This is a genomic window from Nocardia sp. NPDC055029, assembly GCF_053608525.1.
In genome coordinates this window covers 124,309-142,340 of the sequence record NZ_JBSGVQ010000015.1, presented here as the reverse complement: position 1 = coordinate 142,340, position 18,032 = coordinate 124,309, and the positions used below count along the sequence as shown (strand labels likewise).

The following is an 18,032-nucleotide window of genomic DNA, read 5'->3' as shown; positions in this document are numbered from 1 at the left end:
GCCGCAGCACCGCTGCGGCACGGTCCCCACTCAGAGGGACATCTCACCTCCGGCACCGGGCGGACATCGCTGGTCGCGCGGCGACGGGCGGGATAGGTCTACCAGCGCTGGGTGAGGTGGGCCCGGCCGCTCAGGATGCGGTCGGCCCCACTGCGCCGGGAGCGCGCGGCTCGTCTGGGCCGGGGTACCTCGGCCTGACAACGCCAGGAGAGTTCGGTCTCACGGCAGTGCACGATGCCGCTCCATCGACGGTGCCGGAACAGATGTCGACCGGACCGGGATGCGGTCCACTTGCCGCTCCCATCGATGCGATATCACCGCCATCTGCCGAGGTCACGGGGCCGAGGTGCCCACACCACAGGGTCGGTGATCCGCGGCGTCGATAGGCTGGGTCGCATGAGCGCACTCTCCGGCACATTGGTGACGATCGCCGAGGACCTGGATACGGTGACGACGGTCGGGCACGAGGACGATCCCGCCGAGGCGGGGACGTCCGCCGAGGCGGTCGCGCGGCTGTGGTCCTCGGTGCGCGACTGGTACGCGATGGGGACGACACCCGCGATCCAGGTGTGCCTGCGCCGCAACGGCAAGATCGTGCTGAACCGGACCATCGGCCACGGGTGGGGCAACGCGCCGAGGGATTCTCCTGACGCCGAGAAGATCCTGGCCACACCGGACACCCCGTTCTGTGGGTTCTCGACCGCGAAGGGTGTCGCCGCCACGGTGATGTCCATGCTCGTCGAGCAGGGCGCGTTCGCACTCGACGACCCTGTGTGCGAATACATTCCGGAGTTCGCGTCGCATCGCAAGGACCGGATCACCATCGGTCACGTGCTGTCGCATTCGGCGGGCGTCCCGTTCATCACGCCGCCGTACAAGGGCAGCGAGGTGGTGCCCGACGAGGAACTGGCCGTGTCGGCGCTCGCCGATCTCGTGCCGAGCTGGCCGCCGGGCCGGTTCCGTGTCTACCACGCACTGACCAGCGGGCTGATCCAGCGCCTGCTGGTGCAGCGCGCCACCGGCAAGCGGATGCGGGAGCATCTCGCCGAGCAGGTGCTGGTTCCGTTCGGGTTCCGCTGGAACAACTTCGGGGTCGACCCCGCGGATATCGGCAAGGTCGTGCCGAGTGTGAAGACCGGTCCGCCGCCGTCGAGGCTGTCGCTGTTCCTGGCGCGCAAGGCGCTCGGCGGGCGGATGGACAAGGCGTCCAAGTCCGACAACGACGCGTTCCTCACCGCCGAACTCCCCTCTGGCAACCTGGTGACCACCGCCTATGAGCTCTCGCGCTTCTACGAAATCCTCACGCGCGGTGGCGAACTCGACGGCATCCGGATCATCGAACCCACCACGCTGTTCGATGCGATCCGACCGGCCGAGCGCATACCGGGTGCGGCGGGCCGGGTCAGCCGCGCGGGATTCGAGCTGGGTGGGCGCCGGTCGAAGTTCGGCCGCGACACCCGATTCCATTTCGGCCGCAGCGGATTGACGACGCAGTACGGCTGGGCCGACCCCGAACGCGGGCTCGCGGGCTCGATCCTCACCAGCGGCAAAGCGGGCACCGACCTCAACCGCCCCTGGCAGCTGGTGGCGCAGGTGTCCGACACCCTGCCGCGGCTCGACCGTGCACCGGAGTGGCTGAGCCTCAGGTGATCGCGGCGATGATCGCGCGCGCGACCCAGCCCGCGTAGCGGTCCACCGACCAGCCCCTGGCCAGCACCAGCCGCTCGAAGGTGTCGATGGCAAGGTAGTTCCACAGGACGTCGCGAACCTCGTCGAGGTCGATCCCAAGGCGGAGCTGCCCTGTTTCGAGCAGGTGCCGCCCCAGCATGGTCATCCCGACCAACCCCTCCTCGGCCAGCTTGTCCCACACCGGGGTGAGCGAATCGTCGACGTGGCGACCGTCGCGAATCAGGAACTGCACCTTGGCCGATCGCGCCTGCCGCCGAGCCAGGCCGTGGACGAACATCTCGATCTTGCGGCGCACGTCGGGCTCGGCGAGCATCGCCTGCTGCTCGGGCCGTTGATAGACGGGGACGTCCTCGTCGTCGCCCGCGATCACGACATCGAACACGGCCTTGGCCAGCGCCGCCTTCGTGCCGAACGCCTTGTACACGCTCTCCGCCGACACGCCGGCCCGCTCGGCGACCGCCGCGATCGTCGTCGACCGGAACCCGTCGCTCTCGAACAACTCCTGCGCCGCGAGCACCATCGCGTGGCGGCGCGCCCTGGCCTGCGCACGCCGCCCCGACGCGTCATACCGCCTCTTGACTTCGGTCATCACCGGTCCAATAATTTTAGATACAGTTCCACTTTACTCAATTGGAGTTCTATCACAGACGGAGCGTCATCATGAACACCATCAGCCCCAGGGTCGTGGCCGACGACCTGAAGTCCGTGGCGATCCGCGGCATCCACCTCATGGTCGACGGCAGTGTCACCGACCTCGCCGAGGTCACCCATCCCGACGGTTTCACCAGGGAGCGCAAGGCGGCGCCGCCATGGGCACGCGGAAACGGCCCCGAGGCGCTCCACGCGCTGGCCGAATGGCTGCGCGACGCCTTCACCGACATGTCCTACGACATCCATGCCACTGCCGTCGAGAACGACCTGGTGACCGTCTACGCGACGATGCACGGCCGCCAGATCGGCCCACTGGTCTTCTACACCGAAGACGGCGCGGTGGACAACGCCTTCCCCGCCACCGGCAAGACCTTCGCGATGACCGAATCGCACTGGTTCCGCATGCGCGACGGCAAGATCCTCGAACACTGGGCCAACCGCGACGACCTCGGTATGGCCAGGCAACTCGGCTGGTTGCCGCCCTCACCGGTGTTCCTGCTGCGATCGATGCAGCTGAAGCGCCGCGCGGCCCGCGAAGTCCGCTCCGGCCGCTGATCAGCCCGCGGTCGGTGCCCCGGCGAGGCGGCGGTCGCCACCGTTGCGCTCCTGCCAGCGCCGATAGACGTCGACGGCGTCGGCGCGCGATTCGTGGCGCATGGGCAGGCGGCGCTGGTCCCACGGCGTGGCGATCTCGTCGTAGAAGGTGGCGAGCTCGAAGTACTTCCGGTCGTCGACGTAGTGCGGTGCGTAGGCGTCACGGGTCGTCAGGAAGACGACCTCGTCCGGCGAGCAGTAGTACAGCGCGCCCAGGCACATGGGACAGGGCAGCGCGAGGATGTAGATGGTGGCGCCGACCAGGTGTTCGGTGCCGAGCGCGGTGCAGGCCTGCCGGATGGCGAGGATCTCCGCGTGCGCGGTGGGATCGCTGGTCTGGGCGACCAGGTTCGGGCTCTCGGCCAGGATCTGCCCGTCCTTGACGATGACGGTCGCGAAGGGGCGCCCACCGTCCTCGACATTGCGGCGGGCCAGTTCGATCGTGTGCTGTGCGAAGTCCATGATGATCCTCAGAACGGCTTGGTGGGCAGGTACTTGCCGTCGAGGGTGATGACGGCGCGTTCGCCGCCCTCGGGGTCAGCGACCTTGCGCACGTCGAGCGTGAAGTTGATCGCGCTGATGATGCCGTCGCCGAACTGCTCGTGCACCAGCGCCTTGAGGGTGGTGCCGTAGACCTGCAGCATTTCGTAGAAGCGGTAGATCGTCGGATCGGTCGGGATGCCACCGGGGATCGAGCCGCGGGTGGGGATGGTCTGCAGCAGGGTCGCCGCCTCGCTGTCGAGGCCGAGCAGCTCGGCGACGGCCACCGCGGACCGCTCCGGCAGGGCGTGCTGCCCGAGGACGGCGGCGGTGACGAAGGCGACCGACAGGTCCGCGGCGTCGGCGATCTCCTGCCAGGTCAGGTCTTTCGCCGTCTTCGCGGCGACCGCGGTGACGGCCAGGGACTGACGGGCGGAGGGGTCGAATTGTGCGTGCACCATGATGGGGTTTCCTTTCTTCGGGGATTTCAGGCGGCAGGCGTGGACGTGGAGTAGGTGCCGTCGACCACGGTCACCGTGCCGGTGCCGATGTCGAACACCCAGCCCTCGGCGACCAGGGCGCCGTCGGCCAGCGCGCGGGCAACGGACGGGTGGGTGGCCAGGTTCGACAGCTGCGCAACAACATTGGCGTGCACGAGCGTCGACACGGGATCGGCTGCCGCGGAGCCGACCCGGGCGGCGGCGGCATCGGCGTGCCGCAGCCACTGCGCGATCGTCGGCATCGCGCTGAGATCGTGGCGCTCGGCGACCGCGGTCATCGCGCCGCAGCCGGAATGACCACAGACGACGACTCGCGAGACACCGAGCACCGCGACGGCGTATTCGATACTGGCGGCGATGCCGTCGCCACCGGGCGCATAGGCGGGCACCAGGTTGCCCGCGGTGCGGATCACGAAGAGCTCGCCCGGCTCACTGCTGGTGATCAGCTCCGGGACGACGCGGGCGTCGGAGCAGCTGATGAACAGCGTGTGGGGTGTGTGGGTCGTCGCCAGTTCGGCGAAAAGCGCTGCCTTGCCGGGGTAGACGTCGTGCTGGAAGTGCGTGACGCCGCTCGCGAGGTCGGTCATGGATCGCTCCCTTCGGTGGGTGCCGGCTCGGTGTTGCTGTTCGAGATCCAGCCTGCCCGTCAGGAGCTATAGCGTCCAATACGTTGTTCCAACAGTTTCGATTGCCGCCATCTATGGCGCGAACTCACCCGCCGCGTCCCTGGCGATCGCGGCGAAGGCGCGCGCAGCGGCCGAGTGATAGGCGGTGCCGCGGCGCAGCAGTTCCACCGTGCGGCTCGGCAGCGCGGGTTCGAGCGCGACCGGGCACAGGTCGGGGTGCGCGCGGGCGATCGCATCGGGCAGGACGGTGCCGAGCGTGCCCCGGCGCGTGAATTCGACGAGCGCGCTGATCGAGTTCGCTTCGATCGCGATACGCGGCGCGACACCGCAGTCGGCGAGGTAGTCGTCGATATAGGCACGGGTCGCGAAGTCGCGGCTGAGCAGCGCCAGGGGCTCGACGGCGAGATCCCCGATCGCCAGCGGCCCCGCGTGCGTGGCCAAAGTGTGGTCGGCGCCGACCACCAGGCTCAGGTCCTCGGTGAACAGGGCCGCGCAGTCGATGCCCGCGGTGTGGGTGCCACTGAACGCGATACCCAGATCGATGGCGTCGGCGAGCAGATCCTCTTCGAGCCGGTCCTGGGTGGTCTCGGTGACCGCGACGGTGACATTCGGGTGCGCCCGGTGGAACCGGTCCATCAGCGGGCCGATGAGGTAGGCGGTGATCGTCGGCGTCATCGCCACGCGCAGATGTCCTCTGGTCAGATCCTGCACATCGTGGACGGCACGTTCGCCTGCCTCGAGGTCGCGCAACGCATTGCGCGCGTGCTCGGCGTACACCTGGCCGGCGTCGGTGAGGCGCACCGTTCGCCCGGAGCGGTCGAGCAACTGCACGCCTAGCAGCCGCTCGAGCTGTTTGATCTGCTGCGACAGTGTCGGCTGGGAGATGTGCAGCGCCTCGGCGGCCCTGGTGAAGTTCCCGTGATCGGCGACGGCGAGCAGGTACCGGATATGACGCAGCTCCATGGTCACCATGATAGATAGTGACTATCGAATCGAAGGCGACCGCGACGCGGCCGCTATCGACGCCGAGAACTACGCGGGATCGACGACGACTACGGTTCCGGTCGGTGCGTCGAGCAGGTCCATCGTGCGGGCGGCGGCCGAGTCGACATGGATACGCGGGTGTTCCGGCAGGGTCGACTCGTAATAGGTTCCGGGGCCGTAGAACTGGCCGTAGCGCACGACGACGCCGCCCGCGGCGAGCACCGCGGCCTCGTGCGCGGCGATCACGGCGCCGCGACCCGCGGGCGGCTGCCAGGCAATGCTCTGGGCGAGAAAGCGTTTCGCGCCTGCCGCGGCCGCGGCGGCGAGCAGATTCGCCGTGCCTTCGGTGCGGATGCGCGCGTTCGCCGCACCGGAGGTCGCCAGATCGGCGACGTCGTCGGGGAGGTCGGTGAGCTGGTGCATCACCAGGTCGGGCGCGAAGTCGGTGACGGCGGCGGCGAGGCCGGGCGCGTCGTAGACGTCGTGCACGATCGGGTGTGCGCCGGTGACGCGGATCGCTGCCGCCTTGGCCGGGGAGCGCGTCAGGCCTGCTACCTCGTGGCCCGCGCCGATCAGCAGCGGCAGCAATCGCGTTCCGATGACGCCCGTGGCGCCCGCGAGAAAGATACGCACGCCTCGACCCTAGTCGAGGCCTTACGCCCCGGGACGGAAGGTCAGGCTCCGATCACCGCGTTCATGATCGTGCCCGCACTGGTCGCCACGGCGCCGCCCGCCATGGCACTGGCGATCATCTTCGGCGACTGCAGACCGCCGCCGTTCCACTTCTCCCAGGCGAATCGTCCGCCGCCGTAGGTGATGGCGGTGACGCCGGACAGCAGGATCATCCAGGTGAAATACCGGCCCAACTGCAAGACCTTCTCCGCCATCGGCGGGGCTTCCGGTGTGGGATTGCCTACCTGCGCGAGAACGGCGCCGTCCAACACAGCCAGGATCATGCTCACGATCGTGCTCCTTCGTCGGATGTTCGTGGTGAAGCCGATGTCGAGAACTCGTGACGCGGTAGAACCCAGATCTATTGAACATTCAACCTCAGGCCGCTTCGATGACGCAGCTGACACTCCGCGACGAACATGACCGCCGTCACACCCGTCGGGCCGTGCCGCCGTCGCGCCCTGCCCCTACTATCGAAAGCGCGGGGCTAGTCCAGAATCGGCGCGACGAGGCGCTGACCACCACCTTCATCGCTGAGCGCGCGCAGCGCGCCGCATATACCGTACCGCGAGGAGGGGCAAATGGCTTTACTGATTCCGTTGATCTTCGCGTTTCTTCTGGTGACCGCAGCAGTAGTGGTGGCCTCTTACGCCACCGTTTTCCTGACGTATTGGCTTGAATCTCGCCGGATCCGTCGCGATCGGTCGGACCCGCACCCCGCACACTGATCTGTGCCCCGCGATGACGATGCCCCGTGACCGACACCGGTCGCGGGGCATCGTCGTCGAGCGGTCAGTGCAGTTCGAGACCCACCTGGGTGGCGATCACCGCCGCTTGCACACGTGACTGCACGCCGAGCTTGGTCAGCACCCGGGAGACGTGGGTCTTCACCGTGGCTTCGCCGATGTGCAAGCGGGTGCCGATCTGCTGGTTGGACAGCCCGGCGCCCAGACCCGCGAGCACCTGCCGTTCGCGGTCGGTGAGGGCGGACAGATCGGGTGGCGGGGCGAGGGCCGTCGCCCTGGGCAGCGCGGCGATCACCGCGCGGGTCACCTTCGGGTCGAGCACCGCGTCACCGTCGGCCACGGCCAGCACGGCGCGAACCAGCTCGTCGCCACCGACGGATTTGAGCAGGAAGCCGCTCGCGCCCGCGGCGAGCGCGCCGAGGACGTAGTCGTCGATGGCGAAGGTGGTGAGTACCAACACCTTCGCGGTCGTTTCGGCGACCACCGCGGCGGTGGCCTCCAGCCCGTCGACGCGCGGCATCCGCACGTCCATGAGCACCACGTCGGGACGCAGCGCACGGGTTTGCCGGAGCGCGGCGACACCGTCGCCCGCCTCGCCGACGACCCTGATCTGCCCGGATGATTCGAGCAGCATGGTGATGCCCGCCCGGATGGTGGCGTGATCGTCGGCCACCACGACTGTCACCGTCATCGGTCCCCCAGCGGAATCCGTGCCCGCACGCACCAGCTGCCGTCTTCGGCGCCCGCGGTGAGCGTGCCGTCCATCGATTCGGCGCGAAAGATCATGTTGCGCAGTCCGTTTCCCTGGCCTTCCGGTCGTCCTGGCTCGATCGGATTCGAGGCGGTCACCACCACCCGGGTGGCGTCGCGGCGCACGTCGATCGCCAGCGGCGCACCCGGTGCGTGTTTGGTCGCGTTCGCGATCGTCTCGCCGAGGATGCGGGTGATCACCGCCTCGACGGCGGTGGGCAGTGCCAAGCCGTCCTGCCGTCGCAGGGTCACCGCGCCGCCCGCGGCGTGGGCGGCGTCGATCAGCCCGTCCAGGGAGGAGAGCCGGGCCGTGACGGCGGTGTCGCCGGGCGCGGTGAGCAGGTCGATCGTCGCGCGCATCTCGTCGAGCGCGGCCAGGCTGCCCGCGCGGATCGACTGCAGGACGGCGGTGTCGCCGGGGTTCTTCTGCGCCACCTCCGCGAGGATGGCGACGGCGGACAGGTGACCGGCCACCGTGTCGTGCAGATCCCTGGCCACCCGTCGGCGTTCGTCGCCGAGGGCGGCGGAGCGCTCGGCGTCGCGGGCCGCGAGTTCGGCGCGGGCCGCGTTGCGTTCCACGCCGACCATCCGGCGAGAGGCGCGCACGGCCCGCGCGTAGCCCAGCGGTGACCAGGTGAGCGCGACGCCGATCAGGCCGACGTACAGCGCCGCGCTGAGCCCGAAAACCGCCATCGCCAGCAGTGCACCGCCGGCGGTCACCACTACCGCGAACCAGCCGACCACCACGCCGAGCCGGTCGGATCCGGTGCTGACGGCCAGGAAGATCACGTCGGTCATGGCGATCCACAGGGGCAGCGACGGTCCGAGCACGAAGTCACCGGCCAGCAGGGCGACCATCAGCCCGAAGGCGAGGGCGGGCCTGCGTTGCGCGGTCAGCTGGATCGCGAATGCCGCGCACAGCAGCGCCAGTTTCACCGGCGATGGATACAGATCGCGGTCGATGACGATCGACCAGCCGCCCGCGGCCCACAGCAACAACCCGACCAGGAATACGCCGACGGCGGCCGAGGTCGCGCTGTCGAAGGCGTCCGCGAGCCGGTCCAGGGGCGTGCGGGACGGGGGCATGCCCCATTTCAGCACACCGCGGCCGCGCCCCGGGTCCCCCGAAAGACGGACCACCCGCGCGCCGTCAGCGGGACGACCGCGCACCGGTGCGCCCGGCACAGTAGGGAAATGGACGAACTGAACAACCCCGTATTGCTGACGATCGCCGCGTGCGAGGTCGGTTTCTGGGTGCTGGTGGTGGGCGGGTTGCTGTTGCGCTACGTGGCGCGGCTGCGGCGCGCCGGCCTGGTGACGCTGGCTCTGGTTCCGGTGCTGGATGTGGTGCTGGTGGTCGCGGTGGCCATCGATCTGCACCGGGGCGGGGAGGTGGGTTTCGCGCACCGCCTGGCCGGAATCTACCTGGGCTGCACGGTGATGTTCGGGCATCGGATGGTCGAGTGGCTCGACGCGCGGTTCGCCTATCGCTTCGCGGGCGGACCAGCGCCGGTGAAGGTGCCCAAGGACGGTCCGGAACGAGCCCGCAAGGAGTGGGCCGACTTCGCGCGCTGGCTCGGCGCGGCCGCCATCGCGGGCGTGCTCACCCTCCTGCTGAGCTACACGGTGGCCGACGCCGAGCAGCGCGAGCAGCTCATGGGCGTGTTCGGCAGTCTGGGCGTGATCACTGTGATCTGGCTGCTCACCGGGCCCGTGTGGGTCGCGGGCTCGGGACGGAACCGATGACGCGCGCTGCCCCGGTACCGATTCGGTACCGGGGCAACGCCTGCTCGCGCTCAGACGGCGGCGTTCCCGGGGACGGCCGACCCGATCCACGGCAGGACCGCGGACCGCACGTCGACGGCGCGCGGCAGCAGGCCGTTGGCGGCGAGCAGGTCGGCGGCACGCTGCTGTTCGTCGAGGAATTCCTCGCTCACCGGGTGCACGCCGAACGGACGACCGCGCAGCGCGGCTTCCCAGGCGTCCAGATCGGCGGGTACGCCGCGGGACTCGGCGTCGTCGACGAAGTACTGCGCCGCCGCGCGCGGGTTGGCGGCGATCCACGCGTCGGACTCCTGCAGGGCGGCCAGTACCGCCTCGACCACCGCGCGGTGGCCTTCGGCGAGGTCGCGACGGGTGAACCACAGCGACGGGTGGCTGAATACCGAGGCGGTGTCGACCAGCGTGGTCAGCTCGGTCGCTGCCTCGACCTCCCGCAAGCCGGGGTAGGTGCCGATCCAGGCGTCGAGTTCACCGGCCAGCAGGGCGGCGCCGCCACCGCGCACGTCGACGTCGACCGGTTCGACATCGGACCAGGTCAGCTCCACCTGGTCGAGCGCGAACAGCAGCAGCGTGGTCTGCCACGAGCCGTGCGCGATGCCGACGCGCTTGCCTTTCAGGTCGGCGGCGGAGGTGATGCCGCTCGCGGCCGTTGCCACCAGCCTGCCGTTCTCCACCCGCGGGCCGGAGATGCCGAGGTAGACGATGTCGCGCTGGTTGGCCAGTGCGGTCAGCGGCGGGGTGAAGCCGGTGCCGATGATGTCGTAGCCGCCGTCGGTGAACAGCCAGTCCGAATGCTCGCCGGGCAGCCCGGTTTTCGGGTCGACGCGCTCGGCCTGCGGCAGGGCGCGCAGGTCGACCCATTCGACGTCGGGCAGCTGCCGCTCGAGGATGCCGCGGTGGCGCAGCACGAACAGCGAGTTGTTGTGCGGGAAGTACCCGACGCGCAGGCTCATCGCGCGTCGCCGATCAGGCCGAGGCGGCGGGCCTCGTCGGCCAGACCGCTGCGGCTCCACTGCACCGCGAGGTTGGACGGATCGAATTCGACCGAGCCGCCGAGAGTTTCGGCAATCGCCTGATACTGCGCGCCCTCCTCGAGCAGGACGACGAACTTCGCCAGCTCCAGCAGACCGGCCCGGCCGAGCACATTGGCGCCGCCGTTGGCCTCGAAGATCGCGACCAGGTGCGGGTCGGTCTCGAGCTTGCTCAGGATGAAATCGCCCGCGCCGATGGTGCGGTCGATGTGCGGCGGGATCTCCCGGGACAGGGTCAGGCGCTGCGAGGCGGCATAGCGGATCGGGAGGGTGCGGTGGGTCTGCGCCCAGCCACCCAGCCACGGAGTGTGGATGTGCACGACGGAGGTGATCTCCGGATGCGCGCGGAACACCTTGGCGTAGCCGGTGACGAAACCGGCGGATCCCTTGCCGGACAGCACTTCTCCGTCGAAGGTGGCGACGACGGGTTCGACGGTGCGCTCGGCGGCCCACGGGCCCGGCTCGTTGAGGGCGACGGCGATCTCCTCGCCGGGCACTCGTTCGACGAAGTTGACGGTGCCGTTGCCGATGACGGTGCCGGTCTCGCGGAACACCCGGAACGCGGTCTCGGCGTCGCGGGTCGCCGCCTCGACGAAGGCCGTGACGGCCTCCGGCAAACGGGTTTCGGTGGTGGTCATTGTCGAACTCCTGCGGTTATCGGGCCGTCGCGAGGACGGTGTCGGTGGACGGGGTGGTGAGCCGGGATCGGCCGAGCAGGGGCAGCACTTCCTCGCCGACCCGGTAGGCCTCTTCCAGGTGCGGGTTGCCCGCGAGGATGAAGGCGTCGACGCCGAGATCGATCAGTTCGTCGAGCCGCTGCGCGACCTGCTCGTAGCTGCCGACGAGGCCGAAGGCGGGGCCGCCACGGATCAGGCTGAACCCGCACCAGACATTGGGCTGGACCTCCAGATCGCGATAGCCGGTGATGGTTTCGGGCACCCAGCCGGTGATCCTGGCGGCGCCTACCGAGTCGCCCTTGGCGGCCCGGTTGGCGGCGTCGCGGTCGACGAAGGCCCAGCCCTTCTCGATCTCGGCCCAGGCCGCTTCCTCGGTGTGCCGGGCGACGATGTCGATGCGCACCGCGAACTTCGGTGTGCGGCCGATGCTTTCGGCATTGCGGCGGACACCGTCGAACTTCGCGCGCAGATCCGCGAAGGGTTCGAGCCAGGACAGGTAGTAGTCGGCGTGGCGGCCCGCCGCGGCCACCGCGGCACCGGAGGACCCCGAGAAGTACACCTCGGGGAAGGGCTGACCGGCCAAGCCGGGCGGCAGCGCCGCGCCTTCGGTGCGGAAGAAGCGGCCGTCGTGGTCGAACGGTTCGCCGTCCCATACACCACGCAGGACGTCGAGGAATTCGCTGGTGCGGGCATAGCGGTCGTCGTGGGAAACCTTGTCGCCCCACCACAATTGGGCAGGTCCCCCGCCACCGCTGATGATGTTGTAGACCAGCCTGCCGCCGGTGGCGCGCTGCAGGCTCGCCGACATCCTGGCCGCCTGCACCGGGTGCAGGAAGCCGGGCTGGAAGGCGACCATGAAGCGGTAGGTGGTGGTCTCGGCGGCCAGCGCGGCGGCGACGGCCCACGGGTCGTCGGTCACCGGGAACGACGGGAGCAGGCCGCCGAGGAAGCCCGCCGATTCGGAGGCCTTGGCGACCGCGGCGACATGGTCGAGGTAGCTGTACTCGTCCAATGCGCCACCACGGATGGCGGGCGCGATATTGCCGGGACCGTAGCCGCCCGCATTGCCGCGGTTGTAGCGGCGCGGGGTGCGCAGGGAGGCGTGGTCGCCTTCCATGCCGATGCGCCAGTAGACGTCGATGGTCATGCGGTGAGCTCCTGCGCGGTGGTGAGGGTGCGGCCTGCCGGGTCGGCGAGGAACAGCAGGTGTTCGCCCGCGCGGTGGATCTCCTCGATGTGCGGGTGGCCGGAGAGCACGAAGGTCTGCACGCCGGCGATCTCGTAGACCGCGAGCTGGCGGGCCACCTGCTCGTAGCTGCCGACCAGGCCGATGCGCTGGTCGTAGCCGAGCGCGTCGAAGCCTGCCCAGCGGCCGTCGCCGAAAGCGTGCTCGGCTGCGGAATCAGTGCGACCCAGCTCGTCCCACTGTCGGTGGACCCTGGCCCATGCCTCGTCCTCGGTCTTCCTGGCGATGACCGGCAGGTCGAGCGCGACGCGCACCCGGCGCCCCGCCGCGGCGGCCCGCTCCCCCAGTTCGGCTGCGGCACGCGAGATTCCGTCCGGCTCCTCGGCGAAGACGTGGACGTCGCCGTGCGCGGCGGACAGGTCGAGTGCCGCTTCCGAGGTGCCACTCAGGTGGACCGCCGGGAAGGGCAGACCGGACAGGATGCCACGGAAGCCGCCGTCGATGACGTCGTAGTACTGCCCGGCATACTCGAATCCGGTGCCCGCGAATCCGGCTGCACCGACCTCGGTTTCGTTCCAGACACCCCGTGCGACGGTGAGGAATTCGGCGGCGCGCCGGTAGCGTTCGGCGCCGTCGACGAGGTCGCCGCGAGCACGGGCCTCCTCGGCATCGGTGTCGACGGCGAGTCGCCAGTTCAGCCGACCGGCCGAATGCCGCTGCAGGGTGGCCGAGATCTTCGCCGCGTACACCGGTGTCCCGAACGCGGGCTGGAATTCGATGGTGACCTGCGCGTATCGGGTGGCGCGCAGGGCGGCGGCCGCGACGATCCAGGATTCCTCGCCGTGCGGGTCGTACGGTGCGAGCACGCCGTCGAAGCCGTTCAGTTCTGCCGCGCCGACGATCTGGGCGAGATCGTCGAACGGGCCGAATCGGCCGGGCCGCACATCGGTGGCCTCGGTGCGCGGCGCCTGCGGGCCGAAGCCGCCACGTCCGCGGAGTTCGGGCCGGGCGCGCCTGCCGTCACCGCGGCTGGGCAGTTTCCAGAGGAACTCGGTCATGCGGGCACCCGCTCGGCGGCGACGAGTTCCTGCGCGCGAGCCAACGGCTCAGGGGCGACCCAGGATTCGAGATCGAAGTCCGCGGCCAGGAAGCCGTGCGCGTAGAGGAACTGCTTCTGTACGCCGAGCAGTTCGACGCGTTCCTCGGTCAGCGACGGATGCAGACCACGATGGAACTCCGCGCCGTAGGCGGCGACGACACCCTCGGGGCCGGACAGTGTTTCGCGTTGCAGCACCGCGCGGACACCGTCGAGGTCACCGGCGGCCCAGTCGGCGGCACGCAGGCTCTGCGCGAGGAAACCGACGACCACCTCGGGTCGCGATTCCAGCAGATCCGCGTGCACGGTGATCGGACGCGGGGTGCCGTTGTTCACGCGCAGGCGCTTGGTGGCCGAGGCGTCCAGGTCGACCGCGACACGCAGTCCGTTCTCCTTCGCCACCTCCTTGGCACGCGCACCCTTGACGTAGATGGCGTCGACCGTGCCCGCCAGCAACTCCTCCACACCCCAGGTGGTGGACCGTCGCGCCGTCTGGATCTCGGTGCGTACCTGCGGATCCCGCTCGACCTCGAGTTCGGTGACCCGGACGTCGGCGAGGGTCAGCCCGGCCGGGCGCAGCGCGTTGGCGAAGCCGTGCAGCGCCATCGCCCGCGGGAAGCTACGGGCCTGGTCCTGCGCCCAGGCGGGCACGCCGATCCGCAGCCCGGCCAGACCGGCGGCGTCGGCGACCGGCGAGTCGGGGCCGACCAGGATCGCCTGCGATTCGTCGATCCAGGTGAGGCCGATCAGCCGGGTCGGCGAACCCTGCGCGCGGGCTGCCAGCGCGGGCACATTGCCGCCCTCGCGGATCAGGCCGGACAGGTCGTGCAGGAAGTGGTGGCCCGCGAGTTCGGGGCCCGCGTCCTGCAGGACGCCGAACTCGAGGCCCGCGTTCGCCGCGGTCTCGCCGAGCCAGCCGAGGCTGTGCGCGAGGCCGCTCGCGGTCGGCACGGGGCAGCGGGTGTACCACAGGGTTTCGGTCATGACAGGCTCCTGGTGTGTGGTCCGACGCCGAGCTGGGCGAGGAATTGCGTTCGGTAACCGAGGGTTTCGGGTGCCGCGTGATCGCGCGGCCGGGGCAGGTCGATGACCTCGTCGACGGCGAAGCGGCCGTGGTCGAGGATGATCACCCGGTCGGCGAGCCGGATCGCCTCGTCGACATCGTGGGTGACCATGAGGACGGCGGGCCGGTGCCGGGCGACGAGATCGCCGACCAAGTCCTGCATCTGGAGCCGGGTCAGTGCGTCCAGCGCCGCGAACGGCTCGTCGAGCAGCAGCAGTTCCGGTTCCCTGACCAGTGCCCTGGCCAGGGCGGCGCGCTGGGCCTCACCACCGGACAGGGTGGCGGGCCACTGCCCGGCCTTGCCGTCGAGGTGCACTTCACTCAGCGCCCGCAGACCGGCTTCCCGCTGCGTCTTGGTGCGGCGCAGGCCGACGATCACATTGGCCAGCACCCGCTTGGACGGGATCAGCCGGGGCTCCTGGTAGACGGTCGTGCGGCGGGCTGGTACCAGCACTTCACCGGCATCGGGCACCTCGAGGCCGGTGAGCAGGCGCAGCAGCGTGGTCTTGCCGGTACCGCTCGGACCGAGCAGCACCACGAACTCGCCGCGGCGGATGGTCAGATCGACGCCGTCGAGAACGGTCTTGTCGCCGAAAGCTTTTCGCAGTCCGGTGATCGAGACCGCCACCGGTGCCGCCTGCCGTACGGGCGCGGCTGTTGTCGTGGTCATCGGATCGCCACCTGCTTTCGCCATGGCATCGCGTAGCGTTCCGCGAGCCGCACGAGTGCGTCGAACACCAGACCGAGCAGCGCGTAGAGCACCACGCACAGCACCATGTAGTCGGTGCGGTTGTATTCCTGGGCCAGCGTCACCAGATAGCCGACGCCCTGCTGGGTGCCCACCTGTTCGGCGGCGATCAGGCCGGTGATGCTGATCGACAGGCACACCCGCAGCGCCATCAGGATGCCGGGCAGCGCCGCGGGCACGATCACCTCGGCGACGAGCCGGGTGCCGGTGAGCCCGAAACTGCGGGCCGCCTCGACCACCTTGCGGTCGACGTTGCGCACCCCGAGATAGGTGTAGGCGTACATGGGCGCGGTGGTCGCCACCGCGATCAGCAGCACCTTGTACAGCTCGTCGATGCCGAACCAGGAGATGAACAGCGGCACCAGCGCGAGGAACGGCACGGCGCGCACGATCTGCATCGTCGAGTCGACCAGTTCCTCGCCCAGGCTCGACAGGCCCGACAGCAGGCCGAGCACCAGCCCGACGGAGACGCCGATCGCGACGCCGGCGGCGGCCCGTCCGAACGAGGCGAGGGCGAAATCGACCAGCTGACCGCTGTCGAGCAGTTCCAGGAACGCCGACCAGACGGCACCGGGGCCCGCGATCACGCGCTGCGAGATCACGCCGCTCGCCGACCCCGCCCACCAGGCCAGCACGATGGCGGCGGGGAGCGCGGCCCGCAGGCCCAGCGAGAGCCACCGGGGCCGCTGACCGGTCACCCGGGCCCGCGGCGGAGCCAGTTCGAGGGTGGTCATGTCAGTTTTCCTTCAGCGCGGCCAGCTGCTCCGGGCTGAGCTTGGACCGCAGGTCGTAGAAGATGTCGGCGGCGGTGATCCGGCGGGTGATGACGCCGTTGTCGGCGAAGGTGTTCACGACATCGGCGAGGTCGGCGGCGTCGGAGTCGGCGGGCAGGCGCGGCACGGTGACCTCACCACCGACCCGGACGGCATCGGCGAGGCGATCACCGGTGAGCGCGCGCGGCCCGGTCTTCTCGAAGACGTTCTCGAAATCGACCGGCGCGGCCTTCTGCTTCGCCGTAAGTCCTTGCAGCACTTCCAGATACTTCGCGGCGACATCCGGGCGCTGTTCGAGAACCTCGGTACGGAACACGACCACGGTGTTGTCGTTGGAGCCGATCGACTTCTCGGTGGCGATCTCGCGCGCCCCCGCCGCCTTGGCTTCCTGATACGGCACCAGGAACGAGGCCCAGGCGTCGACCTTGCCGGTGGCGAACGCCGAGGCGGCGTCCTTCTGCTGCAAAGGCACCCTGGTTACCTTGTCGGCCGGAATACCCGCCTGCGCCAGCGCTTTCAGGGTGATGTACTCGCCCTTACCCGCGGGATTCACCGCGATGCGCTTGCCAACCAGCCCCGCCACCGAGGTCACCCCGGACTCGGGGGTGACCACGATCCCGCTCTGGTCCTGGCCTGCCGGATCGGCCACGGCGACGATCTTCACGCCGACGTCCTTGGACAGCGCACCGACGACGGGACTGAACGCGGCGCCCGAGACGTCGAGCTCCTTGGTGTTGAACAGCTTCAGGTTGGAGCTGAAACCGGGTGTGGTGCTGACCCATTGGATCTTCGCGCCGAGCGGAGCCAGCGCCGTGTCGAAGGTGCCGTCGCGCTTGCCGACCGCGAGCGGTCCGGTATTGCCCGGGTCGGTCACCTTGAGCACGAACGAGGCCTGGGCACCCTGCTCGGGCGTGGAGCCGGAGCCACACGCCGCGACGAGGGCGACGACGGGGGCGATCGCGAGGGCGATCCGCGAGAAGGCCGGCAGCCTGCGGGACATCGGGGCTCCTGTTCGGGGAAGGGCGGGTGATGCCTTCGCAGCGTAGGAGCGACGATGGCGCCGAACGAGGTATGTCTTTCCATGGATCGGAAAGCTTGACAGGGAGTAACCGGGCGATCTATGGCGAATCCTGGGGCGCGGCGCCGGATTCCATTCCGCATATCGGAAAGCTCGTGACGATTTCCGTCGAGTGCCTGTGTTACCGTCGGCTACGTGGAGACCTCCAGCGTGCAGACCGTGACCCGGGCCCTGTCGGTACTCGATTGCTTTCGCGGCGGCGAGGAACGGGGTGTCTCGGAGGTCGCGCGGGCCCAGGGGCTGGCGGTCAGCACCACCCACCGTCTCCTGAGCGCTCTCGTCCAAGCCGGATTCCTGGAGAAGGACGCCGAGTCGAGTCGCTACCGGATGGGCGGCGCCCTGGCCGAATACGGGCAGATCGCCTACCGCCAGCACAAGATCTACCTCGCCGAGCCCTACCTCGAACAGCTCGCGGCGACCACCGGAGCCACCGGCTCGGTAGCCACCCGCCACGGCATCCACGCCGTGCTGCTCGGCACCAGCCGGTGGCGCGAGAGCGACGGTCACGAACTGCAGGGCGTGCGACTGCCACTGCACGCGAGCGCGCTCGGCAAGGCGCTGCTGGCCTGGTCCGACGTCACCGACGACGAATTGCATTCCCTCCCTTATGAAGAGGGCACGGAGCGGTCGGTGTCGAGCGCCGCGGAGTTACGCACGGAACTGGTCGCGACGCGGGCGCGGGGCTACGCGTTCAACGATCGCGAACTCGATCCCGGCTACCGCACCATCGGCATGCCGATCCTCGACGCGCAGGGCCGCTGCCGTTTCGCGCTCGGTCTGCGCGGTCCGGTCACGCTCATGATCGACGAGCGGGTGCCGTTCTTCGTCGAACTCGCCAAGGTGACCGCCGCCGATATCGCGGCGACCTTCGCCGCCGCCGCGGACTGACCTCGTGCAGGAAGCGAC

General features: G+C 69.6%; 21 protein-coding genes. 4 read left to right on the top strand and 17 right to left on the bottom strand.

Features of this window, described 5'->3' with window-relative positions; translation table 11 throughout:
* The first annotated feature begins 396 nt into the window (after nt 1-396).
* The gene (locus ACWF9G_RS16185; RefSeq protein WP_452516098.1) at nt 397-1,650 is read left to right on the top strand and encodes a serine hydrolase; all 1,254 of its coding nucleotides are present in this window, start codon (nt 397-399) and stop codon (nt 1,648-1,650) included.
* Here ACWF9G_RS16185 and ACWF9G_RS16180 read toward each other — a convergent pair.
* Nucleotides 1,643-2,278, bottom strand: a complete 636-nt coding sequence (locus ACWF9G_RS16180; protein WP_452516097.1) for a TetR/AcrR family transcriptional regulator — start codon at nt 2,276-2,278, stop codon at nt 1,643-1,645. The two genes, ACWF9G_RS16185 and ACWF9G_RS16180, sit on opposite strands and share 8 nt — an antisense overlap.
* Before the next feature lie 71 nt (nt 2,279-2,349).
* On the opposite strand from ACWF9G_RS16180, the gene ACWF9G_RS16175 reads away from it, so the two are divergent.
* Complete coding sequence (locus tag ACWF9G_RS16175; RefSeq protein WP_452516095.1) at nt 2,350-2,895, top strand: ester cyclase; 546 nt, start codon at nt 2,350-2,352, stop codon at nt 2,893-2,895.
* On the opposite strand, the gene ACWF9G_RS16170 is transcribed toward ACWF9G_RS16175, so the two are convergent.
* The 8 genes from ACWF9G_RS16170 to ACWF9G_RS16135 all read right to left on the bottom strand — a co-directional run bounded on the left by ACWF9G_RS16170 (nt 2,896) and on the right by ACWF9G_RS16135 (nt 8,862).
* Nucleotides 2,896-3,396, bottom strand: coding sequence for a nucleoside deaminase (locus ACWF9G_RS16170; RefSeq protein ID WP_452516094.1), 501 nt, complete (start codon nt 3,394-3,396; stop codon nt 2,896-2,898). It abuts the gene before it with no gap.
* Between the two features lie 8 nt (nt 3,397-3,404).
* Complete coding sequence (cynS, locus tag ACWF9G_RS16165) at nt 3,405-3,875, bottom strand: cyanase (protein WP_452516093.1); 471 nt, start codon at nt 3,873-3,875, stop codon at nt 3,405-3,407.
* 26 nt (nt 3,876-3,901) lie between these two features.
* Nucleotides 3,902-4,501, bottom strand: coding sequence for a carbonic anhydrase (locus tag ACWF9G_RS16160; RefSeq protein ID WP_452516091.1), 600 nt, complete (start codon nt 4,499-4,501; stop codon nt 3,902-3,904).
* Between the two features lie 111 nt (nt 4,502-4,612).
* Nucleotides 4,613-5,503 (bottom strand): transcriptional regulator CynR, encoded by an 891-nt coding sequence (gene cynR / locus ACWF9G_RS16155; RefSeq protein WP_452516090.1) that lies wholly within the window; start codon nt 5,501-5,503, stop codon nt 4,613-4,615.
* Between the two features lie 69 nt (nt 5,504-5,572).
* Nucleotides 5,573-6,157, bottom strand: a complete 585-nt coding sequence (locus ACWF9G_RS16150; RefSeq protein WP_452516088.1) for an NAD-dependent epimerase/dehydratase family protein — start codon at nt 6,155-6,157, stop codon at nt 5,573-5,575.
* 41 nt (nt 6,158-6,198) lie between these two features.
* Nucleotides 6,199-6,480, bottom strand: a complete 282-nt coding sequence (locus tag ACWF9G_RS16145) for a hypothetical protein (protein ID WP_189033525.1) — start codon at nt 6,478-6,480, stop codon at nt 6,199-6,201.
* Nucleotides 6,481-6,988: 508 nt separating this feature from the next.
* Nucleotides 6,989-7,633 carry a response regulator gene (locus ACWF9G_RS16140; RefSeq protein WP_452516087.1) on the bottom strand — a complete coding sequence of 215 codons (645 nt, stop codon included), beginning with the start codon at nt 7,631-7,633 and terminating at the stop codon, nt 6,989-6,991.
* The gene (locus ACWF9G_RS16135) at nt 7,630-8,862 is read right to left on the bottom strand and encodes a sensor histidine kinase (RefSeq protein WP_452516085.1); all 1,233 of its coding nucleotides are present in this window, start codon (nt 8,860-8,862) and stop codon (nt 7,630-7,632) included. Before ACWF9G_RS16135 ends, ACWF9G_RS16140 begins: the two co-directional genes overlap by 4 nt.
* Nucleotides 8,863-8,886: 24 nt before the next feature.
* Between ACWF9G_RS16135 and ACWF9G_RS16130 the strand changes: the two genes are divergently transcribed.
* On the top strand, nt 8,887-9,438 hold the full coding sequence (locus ACWF9G_RS16130) for a hypothetical protein (protein WP_452516084.1): 552 nt from the start codon (nt 8,887-8,889) through the stop codon (nt 9,436-9,438).
* 50 nt (nt 9,439-9,488) lie between these two features.
* Here ACWF9G_RS16130 and ACWF9G_RS16125 read toward each other — a convergent pair whose 3' ends face one another.
* The 8 genes from ACWF9G_RS16125 to ACWF9G_RS16090 are packed head-to-tail and all read right to left on the bottom strand — an operon-like array spanning nt 9,489 to nt 17,048.
* Nucleotides 9,489-10,427 carry an ABC transporter substrate-binding protein gene (locus ACWF9G_RS16125; RefSeq protein ID WP_452516083.1) on the bottom strand — a complete coding sequence of 313 codons (939 nt, stop codon included), beginning with the start codon at nt 10,425-10,427 and terminating at the stop codon, nt 9,489-9,491.
* Nucleotides 10,424-11,143 carry a class II aldolase/adducin family protein gene (locus tag ACWF9G_RS16120; RefSeq protein WP_452516081.1) on the bottom strand — a complete coding sequence of 240 codons (720 nt, stop codon included), beginning with the start codon at nt 11,141-11,143 and terminating at the stop codon, nt 10,424-10,426. The genes ACWF9G_RS16125 and ACWF9G_RS16120 overlap by 4 nt, the downstream gene beginning before the upstream one ends.
* Before the next feature lie 16 nt (nt 11,144-11,159).
* Nucleotides 11,160-12,329 (bottom strand): LLM class flavin-dependent oxidoreductase, encoded by a 1,170-nt coding sequence (locus ACWF9G_RS16115; protein ID WP_379308867.1) that lies wholly within the window; start codon nt 12,327-12,329, stop codon nt 11,160-11,162.
* Nucleotides 12,326-13,426 carry an LLM class flavin-dependent oxidoreductase gene (locus ACWF9G_RS16110; RefSeq protein ID WP_452516080.1) on the bottom strand — a complete coding sequence of 367 codons (1,101 nt, stop codon included), beginning with the start codon at nt 13,424-13,426 and terminating at the stop codon, nt 12,326-12,328. The genes ACWF9G_RS16115 and ACWF9G_RS16110 overlap by 4 nt, the downstream gene beginning before the upstream one ends.
* Nucleotides 13,423-14,448, bottom strand: a complete 1,026-nt coding sequence (locus tag ACWF9G_RS16105; RefSeq protein ID WP_452516078.1) for an ABC transporter substrate-binding protein — start codon at nt 14,446-14,448, stop codon at nt 13,423-13,425. Before ACWF9G_RS16105 ends, ACWF9G_RS16110 begins: the two co-directional genes overlap by 4 nt.
* Nucleotides 14,445-15,197: an ABC transporter ATP-binding protein gene (locus ACWF9G_RS16100; RefSeq protein ID WP_379308864.1), complete on the bottom strand. Its 753-nt coding sequence runs from the start codon at nt 15,195-15,197 to the stop codon at nt 14,445-14,447. The genes ACWF9G_RS16105 and ACWF9G_RS16100 overlap by 4 nt, the downstream gene beginning before the upstream one ends.
* Nucleotides 15,194-16,009 (bottom strand): ABC transporter permease, encoded by an 816-nt coding sequence (locus ACWF9G_RS16095; protein ID WP_379308863.1) that lies wholly within the window; start codon nt 16,007-16,009, stop codon nt 15,194-15,196. The genes ACWF9G_RS16100 and ACWF9G_RS16095 overlap by 4 nt, the downstream gene beginning before the upstream one ends.
* A gap of 1 nt (nt 16,010) precedes the next feature.
* Entirely contained in the window at nt 16,011-17,048 is a 1,038-nt protein-coding gene (locus ACWF9G_RS16090; protein ID WP_452516076.1) for an NrtA/SsuA/CpmA family ABC transporter substrate-binding protein, read from the bottom strand.
* A gap of 213 nt (nt 17,049-17,261) precedes the next feature.
* On the opposite strand from ACWF9G_RS16090, the gene ACWF9G_RS16085 reads away from it, so the two are divergent.
* The gene (locus ACWF9G_RS16085; RefSeq protein ID WP_452516074.1) at nt 17,262-18,014 is read left to right on the top strand and encodes an IclR family transcriptional regulator; all 753 of its coding nucleotides are present in this window, start codon (nt 17,262-17,264) and stop codon (nt 18,012-18,014) included.
* The last annotated feature ends 18 nt before the right edge of the window (nt 18,015-18,032 follow it).